Source organism: Hymenobacter defluvii, assembly GCF_017589435.1.
Classification (GTDB): domain Bacteria; phylum Bacteroidota; class Bacteroidia; order Cytophagales; family Hymenobacteraceae; genus Hymenobacter; species Hymenobacter profundi.
In genome coordinates, this window is the sequence record NZ_JAGETX010000020.1 from 1 (window position 1) to 16,944 (window position 16,944).

Annotated in this window: 17 protein-coding genes; 6 read left to right on the top strand and 11 right to left on the bottom strand. The window is 57.2% G+C overall.

The features are described from left to right. Positions 1–38: 38 nt before the first annotated feature. The 3 genes from J4D97_RS19800 to J4D97_RS19810 all read left to right on the top strand — a co-directional run bounded on the left by J4D97_RS19800 (position 39) and on the right by J4D97_RS19810 (position 1,786). Positions 39–563 carry a carboxypeptidase-like regulatory domain-containing protein gene (locus J4D97_RS19800; RefSeq protein WP_208309077.1) on the top strand — a complete coding sequence of 175 codons (525 nt, stop codon included), beginning with the start codon at positions 39–41 and terminating at the stop codon, positions 561–563. Between the two features lie 467 nt (positions 564–1,030). Further along, entirely contained in the window at positions 1,031–1,369 is a 339-nt protein-coding gene (locus tag J4D97_RS19805; protein ID WP_208309078.1) for a hypothetical protein, read from the top strand. A 45-nt stretch (positions 1,370–1,414) separates the two neighbouring features. After that, a complete protein-coding gene (locus tag J4D97_RS19810) occupies positions 1,415–1,786 on the top strand; it encodes a hypothetical protein (RefSeq protein WP_185281294.1) in 372 nt (123 codons plus the stop codon). A gap of 103 nt (positions 1,787–1,889) precedes the next feature. On the opposite strand, the gene J4D97_RS19815 is transcribed toward J4D97_RS19810, so the two are convergent. The 4 genes from J4D97_RS19815 to J4D97_RS19830 are packed head-to-tail and all read right to left on the bottom strand — an operon-like array spanning position 1,890 to position 5,064. Continuing rightward, entirely contained in the window at positions 1,890–2,951 is a 1,062-nt protein-coding gene (locus tag J4D97_RS19815) for a DUF3089 domain-containing protein (protein WP_208309079.1), read from the bottom strand. A gap of 21 nt (positions 2,952–2,972) precedes the next feature. Beyond that, on the bottom strand, positions 2,973–4,013 hold the full coding sequence (locus J4D97_RS19820) for an SHOCT domain-containing protein (RefSeq protein ID WP_208309080.1): 1,041 nt from the start codon (positions 4,011–4,013) through the stop codon (positions 2,973–2,975). A 43-nt stretch (positions 4,014–4,056) separates the two neighbouring features. Next, a complete protein-coding gene (locus J4D97_RS19825; RefSeq protein ID WP_208309081.1) occupies positions 4,057–4,791 on the bottom strand; it encodes a hypothetical protein in 735 nt (244 codons plus the stop codon). A 27-nt stretch (positions 4,792–4,818) separates the two neighbouring features. Next, on the bottom strand, positions 4,819–5,064 hold the full coding sequence (locus J4D97_RS19830; RefSeq protein WP_208309082.1) for a hypothetical protein: 246 nt from the start codon (positions 5,062–5,064) through the stop codon (positions 4,819–4,821). 134 nt (positions 5,065–5,198) lie between these two features. On the opposite strand from J4D97_RS19830, the gene J4D97_RS19835 reads away from it, so the two are divergent. Further along, positions 5,199–5,381 carry a hypothetical protein gene (locus J4D97_RS19835; RefSeq protein ID WP_185281300.1) on the top strand — a complete coding sequence of 61 codons (183 nt, stop codon included), beginning with the start codon at positions 5,199–5,201 and terminating at the stop codon, positions 5,379–5,381. A gap of 136 nt (positions 5,382–5,517) precedes the next feature. On the opposite strand, the gene J4D97_RS19840 is transcribed toward J4D97_RS19835, so the two are convergent. From J4D97_RS19840 to J4D97_RS23925, 4 genes are all read right to left on the bottom strand, one after another. Beyond that, on the bottom strand, positions 5,518–6,039 hold the full coding sequence (locus tag J4D97_RS19840; protein WP_208309083.1) for a gluconokinase: 522 nt from the start codon (positions 6,037–6,039) through the stop codon (positions 5,518–5,520). Between the two features lie 477 nt (positions 6,040–6,516). Beyond that, positions 6,517–8,718 (bottom strand): FUSC family membrane protein, encoded by a 2,202-nt coding sequence (locus J4D97_RS19845; protein WP_208309084.1) that lies wholly within the window; start codon positions 8,716–8,718, stop codon positions 6,517–6,519. 128 nt (positions 8,719–8,846) lie between these two features. Next, a complete protein-coding gene (locus tag J4D97_RS19850) occupies positions 8,847–9,815 on the bottom strand; it encodes a bestrophin family protein (RefSeq protein WP_185281304.1) in 969 nt (322 codons plus the stop codon). Positions 9,816–10,025: 210 nt separating this feature from the next. Continuing rightward, positions 10,026–11,861 carry a MutS-related protein gene (locus J4D97_RS23925; RefSeq protein ID WP_208309085.1) on the bottom strand — a complete coding sequence of 612 codons (1,836 nt, stop codon included), beginning with the start codon at positions 11,859–11,861 and terminating at the stop codon, positions 10,026–10,028. A gap of 99 nt (positions 11,862–11,960) precedes the next feature. Between J4D97_RS23925 and J4D97_RS19860 the strand changes: the two genes are divergently transcribed. Then, positions 11,961–12,737, top strand: coding sequence for an energy transducer TonB (locus J4D97_RS19860; protein WP_208309086.1), 777 nt, complete (start codon positions 11,961–11,963; stop codon positions 12,735–12,737). A 104-nt stretch (positions 12,738–12,841) separates the two neighbouring features. Next, complete coding sequence (locus tag J4D97_RS19865) at positions 12,842–14,404, top strand: DNA integrity scanning protein DisA nucleotide-binding domain protein (protein WP_208309087.1); 1,563 nt, start codon at positions 12,842–12,844, stop codon at positions 14,402–14,404. 187 nt (positions 14,405–14,591) lie between these two features. Here J4D97_RS19865 and J4D97_RS19870 read toward each other — a convergent pair whose 3' ends face one another. The 3 genes from J4D97_RS19870 to J4D97_RS19880 all read right to left on the bottom strand — a co-directional run bounded on the left by J4D97_RS19870 (position 14,592) and on the right by J4D97_RS19880 (position 16,798). Further along, on the bottom strand, positions 14,592–15,686 hold the full coding sequence (locus J4D97_RS19870; protein ID WP_208309088.1) for a glycoside hydrolase family 43 protein: 1,095 nt from the start codon (positions 15,684–15,686) through the stop codon (positions 14,592–14,594). Positions 15,687–15,812: 126 nt separating this feature from the next. Continuing rightward, on the bottom strand, positions 15,813–16,325 hold the full coding sequence (locus tag J4D97_RS19875) for a DUF4442 domain-containing protein (RefSeq protein ID WP_208309089.1): 513 nt from the start codon (positions 16,323–16,325) through the stop codon (positions 15,813–15,815). Positions 16,326–16,351: 26 nt separating this feature from the next. Next, a complete protein-coding gene (locus tag J4D97_RS19880) occupies positions 16,352–16,798 on the bottom strand; it encodes a PPC domain-containing DNA-binding protein (protein ID WP_208309090.1) in 447 nt (148 codons plus the stop codon). Between the last annotated feature and the right edge of the window lie 146 nt (positions 16,799–16,944).

The window sequence follows — 16,944 nt, forward strand, 5'->3', positions numbered from 1 at the left end:
GTGCACATGCTGATGCTACTTTACGCCGCTTCTACGAAATGAAGCAGCAAGGCCACCAAGTGCAGCCTGTAGGCTGGGTGCAACGGCAGTTTGATTTGATCCGGACGGAGCCCCAACGTTTTCGTCGCCGTGCTGCCTCTATGTTAGTAGGTAGCGTATTGGTCGGTGGTGCCGTATTCGCCAACTCTGGCCGCACAATCGAGAATACCGCTATTGCACCTGTTACCGCAGTAGCATCTGAAACCTCGGTAGCTGAAGTAGCTTCAGTAGCTTCAATCAATGCAGCAACAGTAGTTGTGCGTGGCCGCATTCTGGACGAGAACGGTCGGCCATTGATAGGCGCCACTGTTCTGCAGAAAGGCACAAGCCGGGGCGTAAGCACCGATGCACAAGGTAACTATTCGCTACGCGTTCCGGCTGGCCGCCCGACCACGCTTCAATACGGCTATGCAGGTTACAGCGACGACGAAATTCAGGTGAAAGGTGGTGCTGTAGAAAATATGACCCTCGTACCTAACATGGAAAAAGCGAAAAAGCCTAAGCGTCACTGGCTCTTCTTTTAATTGTTAGCACAGAAGGCTGTGGCGGTGGTATATGGAGTGTATAGCTTTTCCATTGATATTACATTATAGTGTATAAGCTGCTCTATAAAGTGGCTTTATACTACAATTCAAAGGAATACTTTACCGCTCCTTATATCACCGCATATTTTTCACCCATGGGAATCAGTAATTGTATTTTTGGCATTCTATTTGGCCTGTAATTATCATGAAGGCTTTCTGAACAGGATAAACAGAAGACATCGAACTTGGCTTGTTTATTCGTTCAATTGGCCGTCAGCTGCTGTGAGTAGGGAGTGTTTTTGCTCCCCTCTGCTTAGCAGTTTACTTCACTGATATTCTTACTACCTCTAGCTGCTGGAACCAGATAGAGTTCTACTCAAATGAGAATTCCATTCCTGCAAAAAGTTGCCGTTCGGAAAATTACGAGTGATGTCACTGGCGCCTCTCGCGAACGGGCAACTGAGATATTGGAAGGAATACTTCAGGAATTACCCGAACTGCTTCTAGCTACCGTTGTCGATCTGAGTTCTGGACGGTTGTTGGCGGCTTACACCAAACAGGCTCAATCAGACCCTTATAAAGTAACTACGCATGCAGTAGCTACGGCGCGGCATCTAGCGCGCCTATCGGCCCAGCCAGGGCTGGCTACGCAGCAGTTGGAAGATCTGGTACTAGTACTAGACGAACAGTTCCACGTGCTTCGCCTAACGGCAGACCAACAATGGGGCTGCTTGCTACTAGTATATACGCACGATACCAACCTGGCTTTGGCACGCGAAGTACTGCGCAAGCACTCCAGTCAGTAAACTACGCTTCACCTTGTTTTCTCACTTTCATATTTACTTATTGCCATGAGCGTTACTGTAGCTCCCAACCAAACGGTTCAAGAAATTTTAAAAGAACTGCCCTCGCTAGTAGCGGTAGCAGTAGTTGAAACTGAAACGGGTATGCCTTTGGCTGCTCATTCAAACGTAGCGAGCTTCGATATCGAAACGGCTGCCGCTTACAACACAGAGGTAGTAAAGCAGAAGCTGAAGGCTATTTCGGCCCTGAAGCTGAACCAGACTATCCAAGACATTCTGCTAACGCTGACAGATCAGTTGCACTTGTTGAAATTGTCGCCTAACGGTCAAAAGTTCATCTACCTAGCTGTGAACTCCCGCGACACGAACCTGGCTGTTGCCCGTCAGGTATTGAAATCGCATACCGACGTATTGAGCTAATACGCTGCTTATGGCAAAAAAGCCCTGGTATCTTGTATAGATACCAGGGCTTTTTGTTGTACACTTATATAAGCGGGAGCCTACTTCCTACCTGAAAATAGGGCTACTGGTGAGTTGAGTGCCAAGCTTGCAACCGCGTTTGTGCATTATGGCGCAGGTTTAGGTAGTACAAGCCATAGTCTACTAAGTGAAAGGAATAGTGTAGCTTGTGGTGTCCGAAAATTCGGACCCTTGTATAGCCGTTGGCATCTGGGTCGTGGAGCCACACGAGGCCATCGTGCACCTTAGCGTCTGCCACGCCGCGGTCGATACGGTCGAAAGATTGGGGCACGCTACCTTGGTTGAGGGTCGCGGGCGCGTACGTGGTATCAGTAGTCCAGGTAAGGGGGTTAACGGCCACGCCGCCTTCAAAACGCGGAAACGGTTTCCGCCAGTTGACGGAATTCCAACTCACGTAGCAGCCAGTTTGAGTGGAGTCGGTGCACGGTTGCAGCACTTGGTACGTGGTGGCGGGCACTTTGTAGCCGATAAGGTAGGCCGCTACCAACCGGCGGCGCAGAGCCGGGTCTTGGTCAAAAAACTCGCGCAGCAAGCGAGTAGCCAATACAGTGCCTTGGCTATGACTAGCCAAAATAATCGGCCGGTTTTGGTTGTAGTAAGTCAGATAGTATGTGAAAGCAGCCTTCACATCGGTATATGCCAAGTCTAGCGCTTTCTCCCCGTTGTGCTTTCGCTTGTTCTCAAAAAACGCATATAAAGTAGCTTGCCGGTAGCGGGGAGCATAGATCTGCCCCGCTGCGTTGAACACGCTGGCCTGCTTACGGATGACTTCCCGATCGGTAATCTTATTCACCAATTCGTCGTCCAACGCGGCATTCCAGGTTTTGCGACGATAGTACGTCGTGGGATGCACAAAGAATACATCGGCGCTGGCGTTTTGCTGCTGGTCGCGCAGGTTGGAGCCGTAGGGTACAGTATCGGCTGAGTCGAGGCGGGTAGGCAAGGCCGCCCAGTTGGCCGCGTTGCTGTAAGCAGGAGCGAAGGGAGGCATTTCCTTGCTGATTGGATGTCCCGGCTTCAGTAGCTTCAGACAAGATGAAAGCAAGCCCATCAGCAACAGCAGGCCTACCTTACTTGTCCAGCGCAGGTTTCTGTAGGCTATCATAGGAAAGCAAGTAGCACGGGGCTACTCCGTAAATTTATTTTCCAGCAAACGCTCCTGGCGCAGATACACGATTTTGTAATCTGGGTCGAAGCGTACCCGCACTTGCGCTTTGGTTTGCTGGTGCTGCTGGCGCGACTGCCGGAAAGCAGTACTGGTTTCGAGGTAGGTAGCAGTACGGGTCCCATCTTCGGCGGCGGGTTCTACCTTCAGGCTGCCTGGCACTATCTGTGTCTGCTCCTCCGTAAACTCCGGAAAATGTGACTCAACGAGGTCGGCACTAATGGCTTCAGGCGTGGTATTTTGCAGGGTGTAGAACCGCTCTACACTCGGAGCAAAGTGGTCTTCGGCGTTGAAAGGGGCAGCTTGCAGATCAGTATAATACGCAGCAAGCGCCTGCTGCACCCGGGTGCGCACCGCTTTTTCATCGGCGGCAGAAGGGGCTGCCGTAGCAGCCGTTGATCCTGAATCGGTGGTTGGAACAGGAGCTGCGGGTAGCACTGCCGGCGCGACCCGTACGGTTTCGGGGGCAGCGGCGGGCGGTAGCTCAATTTGCTCAGCCTGGGGGCCCACCTCTGGCTGCACGGCTACCGTATCGGCAGCAGTTTGGGAGGTGCTCGTTAGGCGCTCCGACTCGCGCCCACCGAATACCAAGTAAACCATCAGACCCAAAAGCAGTACAATGCCCCCTACAATCAGAAGAATGCCCAAGGGGCTACGCGATTCGGCCTCACTTGGCACAGGCCCCACACCAGGTGCCAGCGGATCGAGCCCGGCCGACGTGGGCTCTGGGTCAGGAATAGCGGAGGGAGCCAATGGTACTGTCGGCCCAGCAGCCGCGCCTGGCGCCAAGTACGGCGGCTGAGCAGTTGGTGCGAGGGGCTCTGGCTCGGTGGTGGGCTCCACGGATGGCGTACCGGGTAGGGGTAGACCTTCGCGGTGGACTCCTTGGTTGAAAACCAGTTTGGTTTTCAGCGCTTCAAACTCCTGAGGCGTGATGGCACCGGCATCCAGCCATTCTTTGAGCTGGCGGAGCGTATCGAGCGGCGAGGGGTCTTTTTCCATAAAAGACAGTACGAAAAACTATTTGTGACGGCTACGCTAGCAGCTATTTACGGTCGAGGGCTGATAGTTGGTCGCGGCGGCGCTGCACGCGCTGCTTGTATAGCTCCAACTCCTGGGCATTACGTACGAGCTTTACAGAATCTTGACGGGCTTGCAATACGTTGGCTTCGTTTTGCTTTTGCAGGGTAGCAATCTTGAGGAGGTTGGCAGCCGTATTGGTTTGCAGATTCGTTACGTCTTTGGCGAGGCGTTCCTTTTCCTTCTCGGAGGCGCGCAGCTGTTCCTCTGCGGCTACCAGTTGCTCGCGGTAGGCTTTTTGCCGGACAGCGGCCGCAAAGCTCTGCGCGATGTTGCGCAACGCCGCGTATTCGCTGGGTGTACTGGTGGCACTGAGGTAGGAAGTTTTATCGAAAGCGGCGTAGACACTTAGCTGGGCAGTGGAATCAGTAGGTGCTACGATGATGGAGTAGAAATTCAGCATCTTACCCGACACGCTTGACACGGGCACTTGCTGCGCTTCCAGCACATCCTTTTTCCCTACCCCCAACATACCGTTGCCCTTCAGTCGGATGTTATAGGTGTCTTTCAGCCAGGATTGCCAAAAGTCGCGCAGCCATTGCGCCGAGCCGTCGGTCTGTACCTGCACTGCGTCACGCGCCTGGCGCTCCACATTCACAGAGCCGTTACGTGCTTCGTAGAGCTGGGCAGCAGCAGACAGAGGAAGCACTGCCAGAAGGCTACCGAGCAGCAGCAGGATGATAATAGGCTTTTTAGTCATGCAAAAGCTGTATTCCATTTCCACCGCCTACAGATCGTGTCGGTCAAAAGCAGCTTGCAAATCGGTGCGCATGCCCGAGAAGCGGGCAATGGCCGCTTGTAGAAATTCTTGGTCGAGCAGGGCATGCACGTCGTCTTCGCTGGTGATGTCCATTTCGCTCACCTTGTAGGTTTGTTCAAACATGCCTTTTTCTAGCTTAATCAGGTATTTGCCATTCCAGGCGAAAAGTGTGATTTTGACTTCGGGGTGCGGAACGACGGCGAGTTGGCGCATAGCAGCTTGCGTAAAATGAGGCGCGAAGATACGCAGTGTGCTTCAAGCCCGATGGAAGCCCAGCTATAACGCACGCGTAGGTAACGCGTATAGGAAAACTGTTCGTTTACCTTTCACCTAACGCACTTTATATCATGCCACAAGGAGATAAATCGGCCTACACCGACAAGCAGAAGCGGCAGGCCGAACACATTGAAGAAAGCTACGAGAAACGCGGCGTATCGGAAGAAGAAGCCGAAAAACGCGCCTGGGCCACTGTCAATAAGCAAGACGGCGGCGGTAAGAAAAGCGGCTCCGGCCGGAAAAAATCGGAGTAGTCGGGATATTCTATAGCCAAGAAACACAACAACCCTACTGCGTTGCGTAGTAGAGTGGCTGTGTTTCTTGGCTATAGAATAAACGCAAAGGCTACCCTATTCAGCTAGTCCAAAGCTTAATGAAGCGACAGCCTACCTACGCAGGCTTGGTTTCCGACGCAATATCTGCCTGTATGATTTTATCGGTCACCTGCTTGGGCGTTTCCTCTTCGCGCAGCTCGATGTGCAGACCATACGCAGGCTTTTCCAATGTTTCAAGCTGCGAATCCAGCATATCGACGGCCATGTAGTGGCCTTTTCGGTGTTCGATTCGGTCGCTCAATAGTTCACGGGAGCCGTCTAGAAATACCCATCGCAGGGACTGGCGGGCACCGCCCTGCAATGTTTGGCGGTAAGCTTCTTTCAGTGCAGAACACGCCAGCACGGCACCGCCGGTAGTTTCCCATTTAGTAATGGCTTTGGCCATATCGGCCAGCCAGCCGGCCCGGTCGTCATCGTCGAGCGGAATGCCGTTGCTCATCTTCTCAATGTTGGCGGCAGGGTGAAAATCATCGGCGTCATGGAAAGGCAGCTCCAACCGCTCGGCTAGCAATTTGCCTACCGTGGTTTTGCCGCTGCCCGACACGCCCATTACAATGTAGATTGAACTGAGTTGCATTCAGGAAAGTGCTAAGGAAAGACTATCTCCGGCTATACGGAATACACCAGCTTTAGGAGAACAACGCACAAAATCACTCGGTGTTCAACACCGCTAGGTTGTGCATCAGTGGCTGTTGTCGCCGAAGCGCCAGCAGCAGCCTCAACGAAGCCAGAAAAGCCACGAACTACGTGAGCACTACCCACTGCTTGTGGTGCCCAATCACGGAGTATTGATACTTGTCGATAAGGGGCCCCACGCGAACTAAATGACCTAGGGCAGGCCTATGATGACGCCAAACGAGGCTACGGTTTCGGCGATTAGCCCCTTGCCGATCAAGTAGTTTACTAAGCCCGTGAGCCCAAAGCCTGCCGGGATGCTCTGCATCACATACAGGTAGAAAAAGGTGAAATACCACAAACCGTGCTTTTGTGGATAACCAGATGCTTCACAGAGTATTTGACAGAGGGTAGGTTCTGGAAGGCACTCCAAATTGGCTTAGCTTCCGGCCACTACCGGACTCTTTTTATAAGCTGGAGCCTCGTTCTCGGCCAGTACTTGCTCGGTGGTGCGGCCAATGTCGCTGCTGACTTTCTGCAAGAACTCCAGTTGATCGAGTAGCAGCCGGTCGTCGGCAGTGAGGGTGGCGGTGGTTGCTGAAGCTGGAGAAGCGGCCGGGATAGGCGGTGAAGGAGCCGGGGCAGCCGGAGTCAGCTGCTGCGCGCTTCGTTGCAGCGCCGATAGCGCTTGCTTCACTGGGCGCAGGCCGTCGCGGGCGTGCTGGGGCACACCATTTTCCAAGGAGGCTGCCACCGTGGCCATGTTGGATGACAGGATATGGTTGAGCACCACAAAGCGATGCACGTCGGAGTTATGGCGCTGCTTGCTCTTGGGTTCCGAGAGCATCCGTTGGAAAGCGGCACCCAGGTTGGCCGAGCTGATGTACACGTCTTTGCGCGCCAGCTTATAGTCCGTGAGAGAGGGCGGCTGGCCGCTCAGGCGTTGGGCAATTTGTTGGAGGTAGGCCATGTTGGCCTGCAATACAGCACGCATGTAGCTGCGCAATTGGTCTGACTCCCAGTTGGGAAACAGCAGGTAGGACGCTGCCAGCGCAATGGCACAGCCCACGGCCGTATCGGTCACGCGCTCCTCAATCACATTAAAATAGGCCAGGCCCATGAAGCTAAAGAGAATGAGCAGGTAGGGCGTCAGGAAAATGACCATCACCACGTAATTGCGGCGCTGGAAGCTGTAGGCCGTGAGCATAAACATTACCAATAGCCCAAATTGCACCCGCGGGTGGGTAGGTAGCAGGAGCAGTACGGCCACCCCAATCAGCCCCCCGATGAGCGTGCCCATAATGCGTTGGTAGTTGCGCTGCTTGGTCAGGCTGAAGGAGGGCTTGAGCATCAGCGTACTAGTCATCAGGACCCAGTAGCTGTGATGGCCGGTGAAGAATAGCTTGGACACCAGGAGGCCGAACACGCAGGCCAGCATCACGCGAGCGGCGTGACGGAAATGCGAGGAGCTGAGCGTGAGGTTGTCGCGCAGAGCCTCCCAGCTGAAGCGCAGCGGCGACACGAAACGGGCGTATTCGCGGGCGTTGGCTGCCCGCGCCACCTTAGGTAGCTCAGCATCTGCCTGAAAGTATATCACAATATCCTTTACCCGCTGCGTGAGGTTGCGCAGGCTGACCAGCACCTTTTTCAGCACCAGCGTACTGCCTACCTGCTCGTCGCCGGTGAGGGCGTCAATGCGGGTTTTGAGTTGTTCCAGTTGGGCAGTGAGGTCGGTGGTGCCACGATGGGTACGATTGGTCTGGATGGCAAAGCTGATGGCATCCAACTCGTCGGCCAGGCGCTCAATCACCACCGCTATTTCCTCTAAAATACCCGTGGGGCCGAACTTCTCCCGAAGAGCCGCATTATCGAAATAGGTGGCCGTGATGTGGTCGTAGAGGTCCACCATGTCCACGAAGGTGAGCACCAATCGGCGGCTCGTGCGCGTCGATTCCTGCACCAACCGGCGGGTTTTGAACATAATTTCGCGGGTAGCATCCTGCTTTTCGCTCACCGTCACCTGCTGCGCCACCAGGCGGCGGTAGTCATCGTCGAGGTTGGTGGTGGTGCGGTAGAATTCGGCCTTGATGCGCAGAAAATCGGCCACTGCGTGGATGTTTTCGCCCAGTGCCTGTTGGGCAGCGCGGTAGGGCAACACTCGGAAAAAGGCCAGCGCCAGCGCCATGTACCACAGCCCGCCGGCCAGCACCAGCAGGGCATTGGGTAGCACCTCGGCCGGCGCCAGAGGCTTGTCCATCTGCAAAATCATGAGCAGCAGCGCAGCCGTGCCCACGGCACCGGCGCGGGCACCATACACCAGCAGCATCGAAAAGAAGAAGCTCAGCACGGTAATTTCTACCCCCAGCGCAACTGGGTGCAAGCGGGCAAACCCCGTGAGCAGGGTAGTCACGAACACGAACAGCGCGCCGTAGAGCATGCCGTTGCGCTTGTGCTTCACGGGACCGGGCGTGTCGGTCACGCTCACGCCCACTGCGCCCAGCGAGAGCGTCATGCCCATTTCGAGGTGCCCCAAGAGTGAACACACCAGCGCCGGCGTCAGGATGCCCACGGTGGTGCGCAGTCCATCAGAGAAATCCTGGCTGGCAAAGAAGTACTGTAAATTGCGAAAAAAGGTAGCCATAGAGCGGTAGCACAAGCAGCGCGTTGCCTATACGCAACGGCGACCTGCAAAGTCGGGGCCTAAAAAGCAAAACGTCATGCCGCGGCGTGCGGCATGACGTTTTGGTGGTTCACCACAGTCAACGTGGCTTAGTACAGGATATCGTTCACAGGCTCAATCTTGGGCGGCATATTGGTTTCGCCCAGCATTTGGCGCAGGTCTATTTCGATGTTGCGGCAGAGAGCCGTCATCGGCACGTCGTTCATCTCATTCTCGAAAGGGTCTTCGCTGTGGTGCCCTACCCACTCGATGGTGTAGTACACCCACGACACCAGCACCGAAAACGGCACCGTGAGCCAGAAGTGGCCAGGACCCATATTTTCGAATTCGCCGATGAGGCCCAGCGGCAGCAGCGCCGCAAACATCCACACAAACACCCAGCTAAAGTAAGCATACTGGCGCGGGAAGGGTGTATTCTTAATTCGCTCGCAGGCGCCTTGCAGGTTGAACAGCTCTTCCAGCACCCGCATCATGGTCACGTGCTGAAAGTCATTGAGCAGGCCGCGGCTTTCGCGCAGCACGCGCATTTCGGCGGCTTGGGCCCGCAAAATCTGGGCGGGCGGGTTGGCAAACCCGCGCAACTGCTCCGACTCGGCTGGCTCTAGGAAGGGCGCCACGGCCTCGTCCCACAGCTCAGGCTGGCGACGCAGGTTCAGGCGCAACGCATTTATCCAGGCAATCTGACGGTACACCATGCGGCGGTGCCGCTGGGTCAGTTCCTCGGCCGAGGCGGGCGCCGCCTGCACATCGGGCGCATCCACCACCGACGTCACAAATTCCAGCGCCTCCATAGCCCAGGTGCGGCTGTAGTTCACGATGCCGCCCCACAGCTTGCGGCCCTCCCAGAAACGGTCGTAGGAGCCGTTGTTTTTGAAGCCCACGTAAAAAGCCACCGCCACGCCCAACGTGCCCACTGGCTGCCACGGAATATCCAATGACCGAAAGCCGAGCGGGCCGTACAGGTAGCAGACAATTGTATCGTAAATCAAAAAGATCAACAAACTTTTCCAGGCGTATTTCCAGATAACACGCCAGCGCAGATTTTCACGAATGTACATAGGTAGGAATGCTACGAGGGTGCGGGTTGGGTTGTGGGCACACCCTCGTTGAAGTGCGACAATTTAGTAGAAGAAAACAGAGCGGTAACACCCATGCCGTCGTCTTCTACCAGTATTATTCTCGAAAGTTGCACGTATAAAAGCAAACCACACAACGTAGGTTCACACATTAAAACGATTTAATCTCCTGATTAAAACCATTTTAATCCCCTACCCTTCTTCCTCAATAGCTATACCCATGAGTTGCATGAGCTTACTGGCATTGAAGGCCCGGCACACGCCCGGCGTCAGTTGGTAATCGAAGCGAATCTCGTCGCCCTCAATGGTGCTGTTAAAACTGAAGTTCTGCACGGCACCGGGTAGCTCGTCGGCCAGAGCGGCCAATTCTAGGTCGTGGGTGCTGATAAGGCCGCTGGCCCGGCGCTGGTGTAGCTGGTGAATGAGGGCGTGCGCGCCCCGGTGCCGGTCTAGCGAATTGGTGCCGCGCAAAATCTCATCGAGCAGGTAGAATACGGGTTGGCCGGTGCTAGTCAGCTCCAGCAGCAGGCGCAGTCGCTTCAGCTCGGCGTAGAAAGAGGAGGTGCTTTCGGCCAGATTGTCTTGGGTGCGCATGGCCGTGTATACCTGCGCCGAACTCAGGCGCATGCTGGCGGCGCACACCACGGCGCCGGCTTGGGCCAGCACCATGTTCAGCCCTACCGTACGCAGGAACGTGCTTTTGCCCGACATATTGGAGCCGGTAATTACGCCCGTGTGCCCTACCCCCTTCATGCTGAAATCGTTGGTGATGCGCTGGCGCGTGAAGATGAGCGGGTGCCCTAGTTGTGTGGCCGTGCATTCCAGCTCGGTTGGGCTCAGCTCGGGCACCACGTAGGTAGGGTAGGCAAAGGCGAAACCCGCTAAGCTCACCAGCGCTTCCAGGTCGGCGCTGGCTTCCAGCACCGCGTCGAGGTTGGTGGCCGCCTGGGCTTTCCAGTTTTCGAGCCGCCACATGCACTGCAAGTCCCAGGCAAACAGGCTGTTCATAAACAGGTTACCGAAAGGCGTTTGCCGGGCCGAGAACAGCCCCGCAATACGCGCCAGCTGCCCAATCTGCGCCGAAGCAGCGGTGCCACCGGCGTGCAGGGTAGCGTATAGCGCCCGTAGCCGGGGCGACTGCCAGGTACGCTGCTCAAACAGCGGCAACTGGTCGCGGGTGGCGCGCAGGGCGTCGCGCACGGTGGCGCTGTGATGGTAGTAATCGTCGCGGGCGGCGCGAAATTGCGCGTTCAGCAGGCTAATCAGACCAATGACAGCTACCGGCGGCCAGATTGTCCAGTAGTCTAGCAGCCAGCCCGCTATGCTACCCACGGCTAGCACGGGCAGCACTATCAGCAAGGGTTTCAGCCAACTTTTACCAGCGAAAAAATTGGGCCGCCGGAGCCAGGCCGTGAAGGTGCGCGGGTCGGACTCCTGCTGGGGGAAGTGGCGTGCCCGCGCCTGCCACTCCTGCTGCCAGGCCACATCGGGGGCCAGCTCGGCCACGGCTTGCTGCCGGCCTACTACCTCCGCGGCGGACGCAGGCGCAAGCAGCCAGCCGGCCAGCCAGTCGTGGCCCAGGCGGGAGGTAGCGCGGTTCAGCAACTGGTAGAGCGAGTGCGCGCCGAACACGTCGAGGTCGGCGGCGTAGGGGTGGGCGGCATCGAGGTAGCGCAGGCCCGCGTCGAACTTGCTGAGCTTGCCTTCCAGCCGGGCCAGCTCATCGCGGTTGAGCTGGGCTAGCAGGCGGTGCTGCTCGCGTTGGTAGCCTATCGTGTCGTGCCAGCGCACCAGACCCAGAAATACCAGATACAGCGCAAACAGCACCGCCAGTGCCGGCACCAGCATCCCCGCAGAAAGAAAATAATACGCCCCTACCCCGGCAGCGGCAAAGGCCGCTACTCGTACCCACGCCACCACCCGGTGCCGACCGGCAAAGTAGGTTTCGCGGGCGGCGTGGGTGGTCACGTTCTCGGTGAACACATCAACGGGAGCAACGGTAAGCGGGCGGAAGCTGGTTTCGGGCACGGTAATGGAAACAGATTTTGTTCAAAGATACGGGGTGCGCCGCACCGAATGGCTGGTGCGGTTGTTGCCCCGCCTACCTGGTTTCTCACTACTTTCCTCATGCCCCGCCTCCTACCCCGCCTTACTTTTTTATTCGCGCTCAGCACCGCCAGCCTCACCACCCACGCCCAGCAGAAGCTGAAATATCCGAAAGCTGATCCGCAGGAAATCTACGAGGAGGTACAGAAACCAGCCATTCCGGCTGGGGGCGTGGAGGCCTATGCGCAGTATCTGGCCGAGCATCAGCAATACCCTACCCAGGCCTTGCAGGCCGGCAAGCAAGGCACAGTGCCGGTGTCGTTCGTGATAGAAAAAACCGGCAGCATCTCGCAGGTGAAGGTGGACAAGCCCGTGGACCCGGCCCTGGACGCCGAAGCCATCCGGCTGATTTCTGCCGCCCCGCGCTGGACGCCCGCCGAGCACAAAGGCCAGAAAGTGCGTCAGCGCGTCATGGTCCCCGTTACGTTTCAAATTCCAGTCGATGCTAACGGCACCACTGCCCCTACCCCCAACCCCAACGGCGGCCCCATTACTGTGAAGCCCGACTCGCCCGCCCGGCCCGTGGGCGGCACCGACGCGTTTTTTGAGTGGGTGCAGCAAAACCAGCGCTATCCTGCTTTGGCTCGGCAACGCAAGATTCAGGGTAGGGTGATGGTGGAGTTTCTGATTCAGCCCGACGGCTCGCTCACCGATGTGAAGGTGCCCAAGCGCCTGGGCTCGGGGCTGGATGAGGAAGCTATTCGCCTGATTAAGGCTGCGCCGAAATGGGAGCCGGCCCGGTTTCAGGGAAAGCCCGTACGGCAAAAAATGGTGCTACCTATAGTATTTCAGCTGTAAGCGCAACCAGAAGGGGCTTTCGGCGGTTGCTAACTAACCGCCGCGCTTCCCTGCGGTGGGCGCTGCCCGCTACGCATCCGGCGGCGCTTTTACCCCGCTGTTGTATGCTGACGACCCTCCCCTTGCTCGCCGCACCGCCCGTTGCGCCGGGACTTCCTACCCCCAGCCCCGACCCGACCCTGATCTGGCCCTACCAGGCGCATTTCCGCCAGGCTGCTCAGACAATGGCCGATGGCGTATTTGATGCTCTAGACGAAGACTTGCAGCCGCGCGTGCAACTGCTGGCCGTACCATCCATCGACAACGCTACCGGACTGGCCTCACTATTGGGCTCCGATACCTCAGAGTACGACCCGTCTGCTTTTTCCGATGTGCACACGCGCTGCCAGCACCTGCACGACCGCGGCAGCTGGATTCTGACCGAGCGTACCGAGCAAACGCCTGAGGAGCCCGTTCGGCGGCGCTACGAAGGGTATGTGCTGCGCCTCGCCGTTCAGGAAATTCTGGACGAGCATGATAAAGTCCACCTCACCCGCGCATCTTTTGCCGGATGGCCGGTACTTATCAATGACTACCATGTGGTGCCTGTGCTCCAGCTCAACCGCAAAACGGTGCGCCGCCACCCTACCCTCCGCCCCGACCGTTTCTATACCAATGGCCGGCCTGTGATACCGTCGCTGATTCAGGCGGCTATTATTCGTTTTCACGAGGAATGCGCTAAGTCGCTGAGTGAGCCGGAGCCCGGCGCGGGCCTGCTGGTCCGTCCCCGCGAAACCGACGAGCTGGTGCGTGCCGCCGGCACGCTGTTTATGCAGACGCCTGCGCAGGACCTGGGCATTAGCAAGGCCGAAGCCAAGCTGTACGCCACGCTAAACACTATTTCCTCGCTCCGCTACGAGGGCATGGAAGGGGTAGGCAAAATGATGCTGGCCGCCCGGCACCACCCCAACCTGGAAGAGGTGTTTGCCCTCACCTGCCCTACCCCGCTCAGCGACTACCGGGCCGTGCGCAAGCTGCTGGAAATGACCACGCCCGACGTGAGCCTGCTCGCAGACGGCGAAAACGTGTACGCCCTAGGCAGACAGATAGGACACTACGACGCCAGCCGCGAAGATTTGTTCGTTATCAGCTTCGTGACGCACTATGCCTGGGAGTTTCAGCACGCCGGCAAGGTGCTGATGCGCACGCACTACGGGCAGCCCAGCCTGGCGCGGGCACGCCTCAACCGCAGCAGCTTCCGCAAGGAGCTGCGCCGCACTTTCGACCTTACCAACCCCGAGAAGGTAGAGCGCCTGTGGGAGGTAGCCGCCGAAGCCAGCCGCCAGAAACACGGCACACTGCTCGTCATCACCACCGAAGCCCTCGCCGAAGCCGACCGCCTGAAGCTGCAATGCACGCTCATCGAGCCGGTGCCGCTCACGCCCCTCATCACCCGCTTGGTCACAGCCATCGACGGCGCCGTACTCCTCGACCCCGAGTCATACTGTTATTCCATCGGTGTGATTCTGGATGGTACGGCCACCGGGCGCGGCAACAGCACCCGCGGCGCCCGCTACAATTCCGCCATCCGCTACGTGCAAAGCTCCCCCTACCCTTGCATGGCTATTGTGGTCAGTGAGGATGGCTTAGTGGATGTTTTGACCAAGGAGAGCTTGGAGGAGGAGTAGTGAAATGGTGAGTTTGTGAATGTGAGGTAAAAAGAGCGTCTGTCATCCTGAGCGTAGCGAAGGACCTTATCACGTCAGAACGAGTCGTTGCTACGATGGTCGTTCAACTGGTATAAGGTCCTTCGCTGCGCTCAGGATGACAGACGCTTTTTTACTTCACAACTTCACGAACTCACAACTTCACTATCTACTTCATCGGTTTGATAGTCTGGATGCTGCCATCAGCATTACGCTTCAGCTCGGTTACTTTCACGTTGCGCAGCCAGGTTTTATCAGAGAGTTGGGTATCGTGGTAGAAAATGTACCACTTGCCGTCTTTTTCGATGATGGAGTGGTGAGTGGTCCAGCCTTGTACCGGCTCCATAATTACACCCTGGTAGGTGAAGGGACCAGTGGGTGAGTCGCTGGTGGCGTACACCAGCAGGTGCGTGTCACCGGTGGAGTACGACAGATAGTACTTGCCGCTGTACTTGTGCATCCAGATACCCTCAAAGAAGCGTTTTTCGTTGTCGCCGGCCAAGATTGGCTTGCCGTCTTTGCCCAGGATTTGGAGTTCTTTTACTGGTCCGGCAAACTCCTTCATATCGGCACTCATCGTAGCCACGCGGGGGCCAATGGCTACTTCTTGCGCTGGCTGGCTGGGCGCTACCGTCGAGTCGTACTGCGCAGTGCGCCAGCGCTGGAGCTGCCCGCCCCAAATGCCGCCGAAGTACATGTAGGTCTTGCCGTCGGTGTCCGTAAATACGGCCGGGTCGATGCTGTAGCTGCCTTTGATGGGCTGCGGCTCGGCCTTAAAGGGGCCGGTGGGCGAAGTGCTGGTAGCTACTCCTATACGGAAAATATCCTGCTTGTCCTTCACCGGGAAGTACAGGTAGTAGGTGCCGTTTTTGAAGGCCGCATCGGGCGCCCACAACTGGCGCTTGGCCCAGGGAATATCCTTGACATCGAGGGCCACGCCGTGGTCAGTTACCTTCCCACCCACGCTGTCCATCGACAGAATGTGGTAGTCGCGCATGGCAAAATGGTCGCCGTTGTCGTTTTCCGGCATGCCCGTCTCGATATCGTGCGAGGGATACACGTAGATTTTGCCGTTGAACACGTGCGCCGATGGGTCGGCCGTGTAGATGTCGCGCACCAGTGGCTGCGACAGGTACTTGGTCGAATCGGCGGAGGCCGTCGTAGTAGTAGAAGCGGCGGTTTCGGGCTGCTTGGTACTGTTCGATTCGCAGGCGGCCAAGCCCAACACGGCGCCGAGTAGCAAGTAGGAATGAGAGAAACGCATAGAGAGCAATAGAGGTGGAAAGCAGCAAATACGCAGAAACCGCGCAGCTTTACTACCCTTCCCTACCCTTGCGGGGCATCATAACCTATCGGTATCGTTTGCCTCCCCACATTTTCTTACAGAGGACTACTTCGCCCGGAACGACCACCGTACCCGGAACACGGCTACCACGTCGCCGGCCGCATCGTGGCCGGTGCTGGTGCACACCACCGTACGGCCTTCGCCGGTGGCGCGGCTGTCGGCAATGGCCTGGGCAATGGCCGCACCGTCGGGGCAAGTGAAGGTAACGAGGCCAGTGGCTTTCTTAGTGAATTCCGCTTCCAGCCCTACCACCAGCATCGACACCCTACCTGCACCTTGTGTGCGCAGCATGGCTTGTACCCCGCTAGCCAGCTCGGCGGCCATGCTCAAGCAAGCAAAGTAGATGCTCCGAAACGGATTCTGCGTGAGATATTTGAAGGGCACCGTGACGGTGGCCTGCTCCGCCGTAAGGCTCCGCACCCGCAGCCCGGCCAGGTAGGCCATGGGCAGGCTGCGCAGCAGAAACAGCCGCAGCTTCCACGGATTCAGAATGTTGCGCTTGAAAGCTTGCTGGGCCGCCGAGAGCACAGGGGCCGAACTATGCGAGGAATCAGCCATGAGCAAAGTGAGAGAAAGCTGGGAAGTTACGGATTTTCGGGAGCCGCTCCGGCTGGGTAAATCGCCAGTTCGTGATAGGAGGAAATCACGTCTGGCTCCCGCCGAAAGACCAGCGCCGGCAGCACGCCCAGCACCAGCTCGGCGGTGGTGTATATGATGTTGCCATCCAGCAAATGTCCACCTATCATGCGGCCCGTACTATCGGCCACCGCCAGGTGCAAGTGGCTGCCACTCTCGGCCAGCGTACCCACCAGCGATACTATCTCGAAGTGGCCGTGATAGGTGGTAGCTACGTCCTGATTGGCTAGGCGCAGCACCACCGTGGTGAGACTGCCCACACAGGTAAGCACAGCCCCGGCCTGCATACCCAGCGCCCGCACGGTGGTGGTTAGTTGCTGACGCAGGTCGTCGCCGGGGCGCAGACGCAGGGCATAAGCGGTGAGCAGGGAAGGTGACAACAATGATATGGGCATTGGTTTAACTTCGGCATGACGAAAAACAGAAAGCCAGCGAGTGCGCCGGCTTTCCAATATACTGCACGAACCAGAACGCCCACTACGTCGGTTTCGGGGCGTAAGCCCGAAGCAAAAAGCTCACTCGGCAGAGCCGGGCGAGTTTG

Coding starts and splice junctions, on each gene's coding strand:
- J4D97_RS19800 (WP_208309077.1), top strand. CDS start 39: ATGAAGCAGCAAGGCCACCAAGTGCAGCCTGTAGGCTGGGTGCAACGG.
- J4D97_RS19810 (WP_185281294.1), top strand. CDS start 1,415: ATGAGCGTTACTGTAGCTCCCAACCAAACGGTTCAAGAAATTTTAAAA.
- J4D97_RS19815 (WP_208309079.1), bottom strand. CDS start 2,951: ATGATAGCCTACAGAAACCTGCGCTGGACAAGTAAGGTAGGCCTGCTG.
- J4D97_RS19820 (WP_208309080.1), bottom strand. CDS start 4,013: ATGGAAAAAGACCCCTCGCCGCTCGATACGCTCCGCCAGCTCAAAGAA.
- J4D97_RS19825 (WP_208309081.1), bottom strand. CDS start 4,791: ATGACTAAAAAGCCTATTATCATCCTGCTGCTGCTCGGTAGCCTTCTG.
- J4D97_RS19830 (WP_208309082.1), bottom strand. CDS start 5,064: ATGCGCCAACTCGCCGTCGTTCCGCACCCCGAAGTCAAAATCACACTT.
- J4D97_RS19835 (WP_185281300.1), top strand. CDS start 5,199: ATGCCACAAGGAGATAAATCGGCCTACACCGACAAGCAGAAGCGGCAG.
- J4D97_RS19840 (WP_208309083.1), bottom strand. CDS start 6,039: ATGCAACTCAGTTCAATCTACATTGTAATGGGCGTGTCGGGCAGCGGC.
- J4D97_RS19845 (WP_208309084.1), bottom strand. CDS start 8,718: ATGGCTACCTTTTTTCGCAATTTACAGTACTTCTTTGCCAGCCAGGAT.
- J4D97_RS19850 (WP_185281304.1), bottom strand. CDS start 9,815: ATGTACATTCGTGAAAATCTGCGCTGGCGTGTTATCTGGAAATACGCC.
- J4D97_RS19860 (WP_208309086.1), top strand. CDS start 11,961: ATGCCCCGCCTCCTACCCCGCCTTACTTTTTTATTCGCGCTCAGCACC.
- J4D97_RS19865 (WP_208309087.1), top strand. CDS start 12,842: ATGCTGACGACCCTCCCCTTGCTCGCCGCACCGCCCGTTGCGCCGGGA.
- J4D97_RS19870 (WP_208309088.1), bottom strand. CDS start 15,686: ATGCGTTTCTCTCATTCCTACTTGCTACTCGGCGCCGTGTTGGGCTTG.
- J4D97_RS19875 (WP_208309089.1), bottom strand. CDS start 16,325: ATGGCTGATTCCTCGCATAGTTCGGCCCCTGTGCTCTCGGCGGCCCAG.
- J4D97_RS19880 (WP_208309090.1), bottom strand. CDS start 16,798: ATGCCCATATCATTGTTGTCACCTTCCCTGCTCACCGCTTATGCCCTG.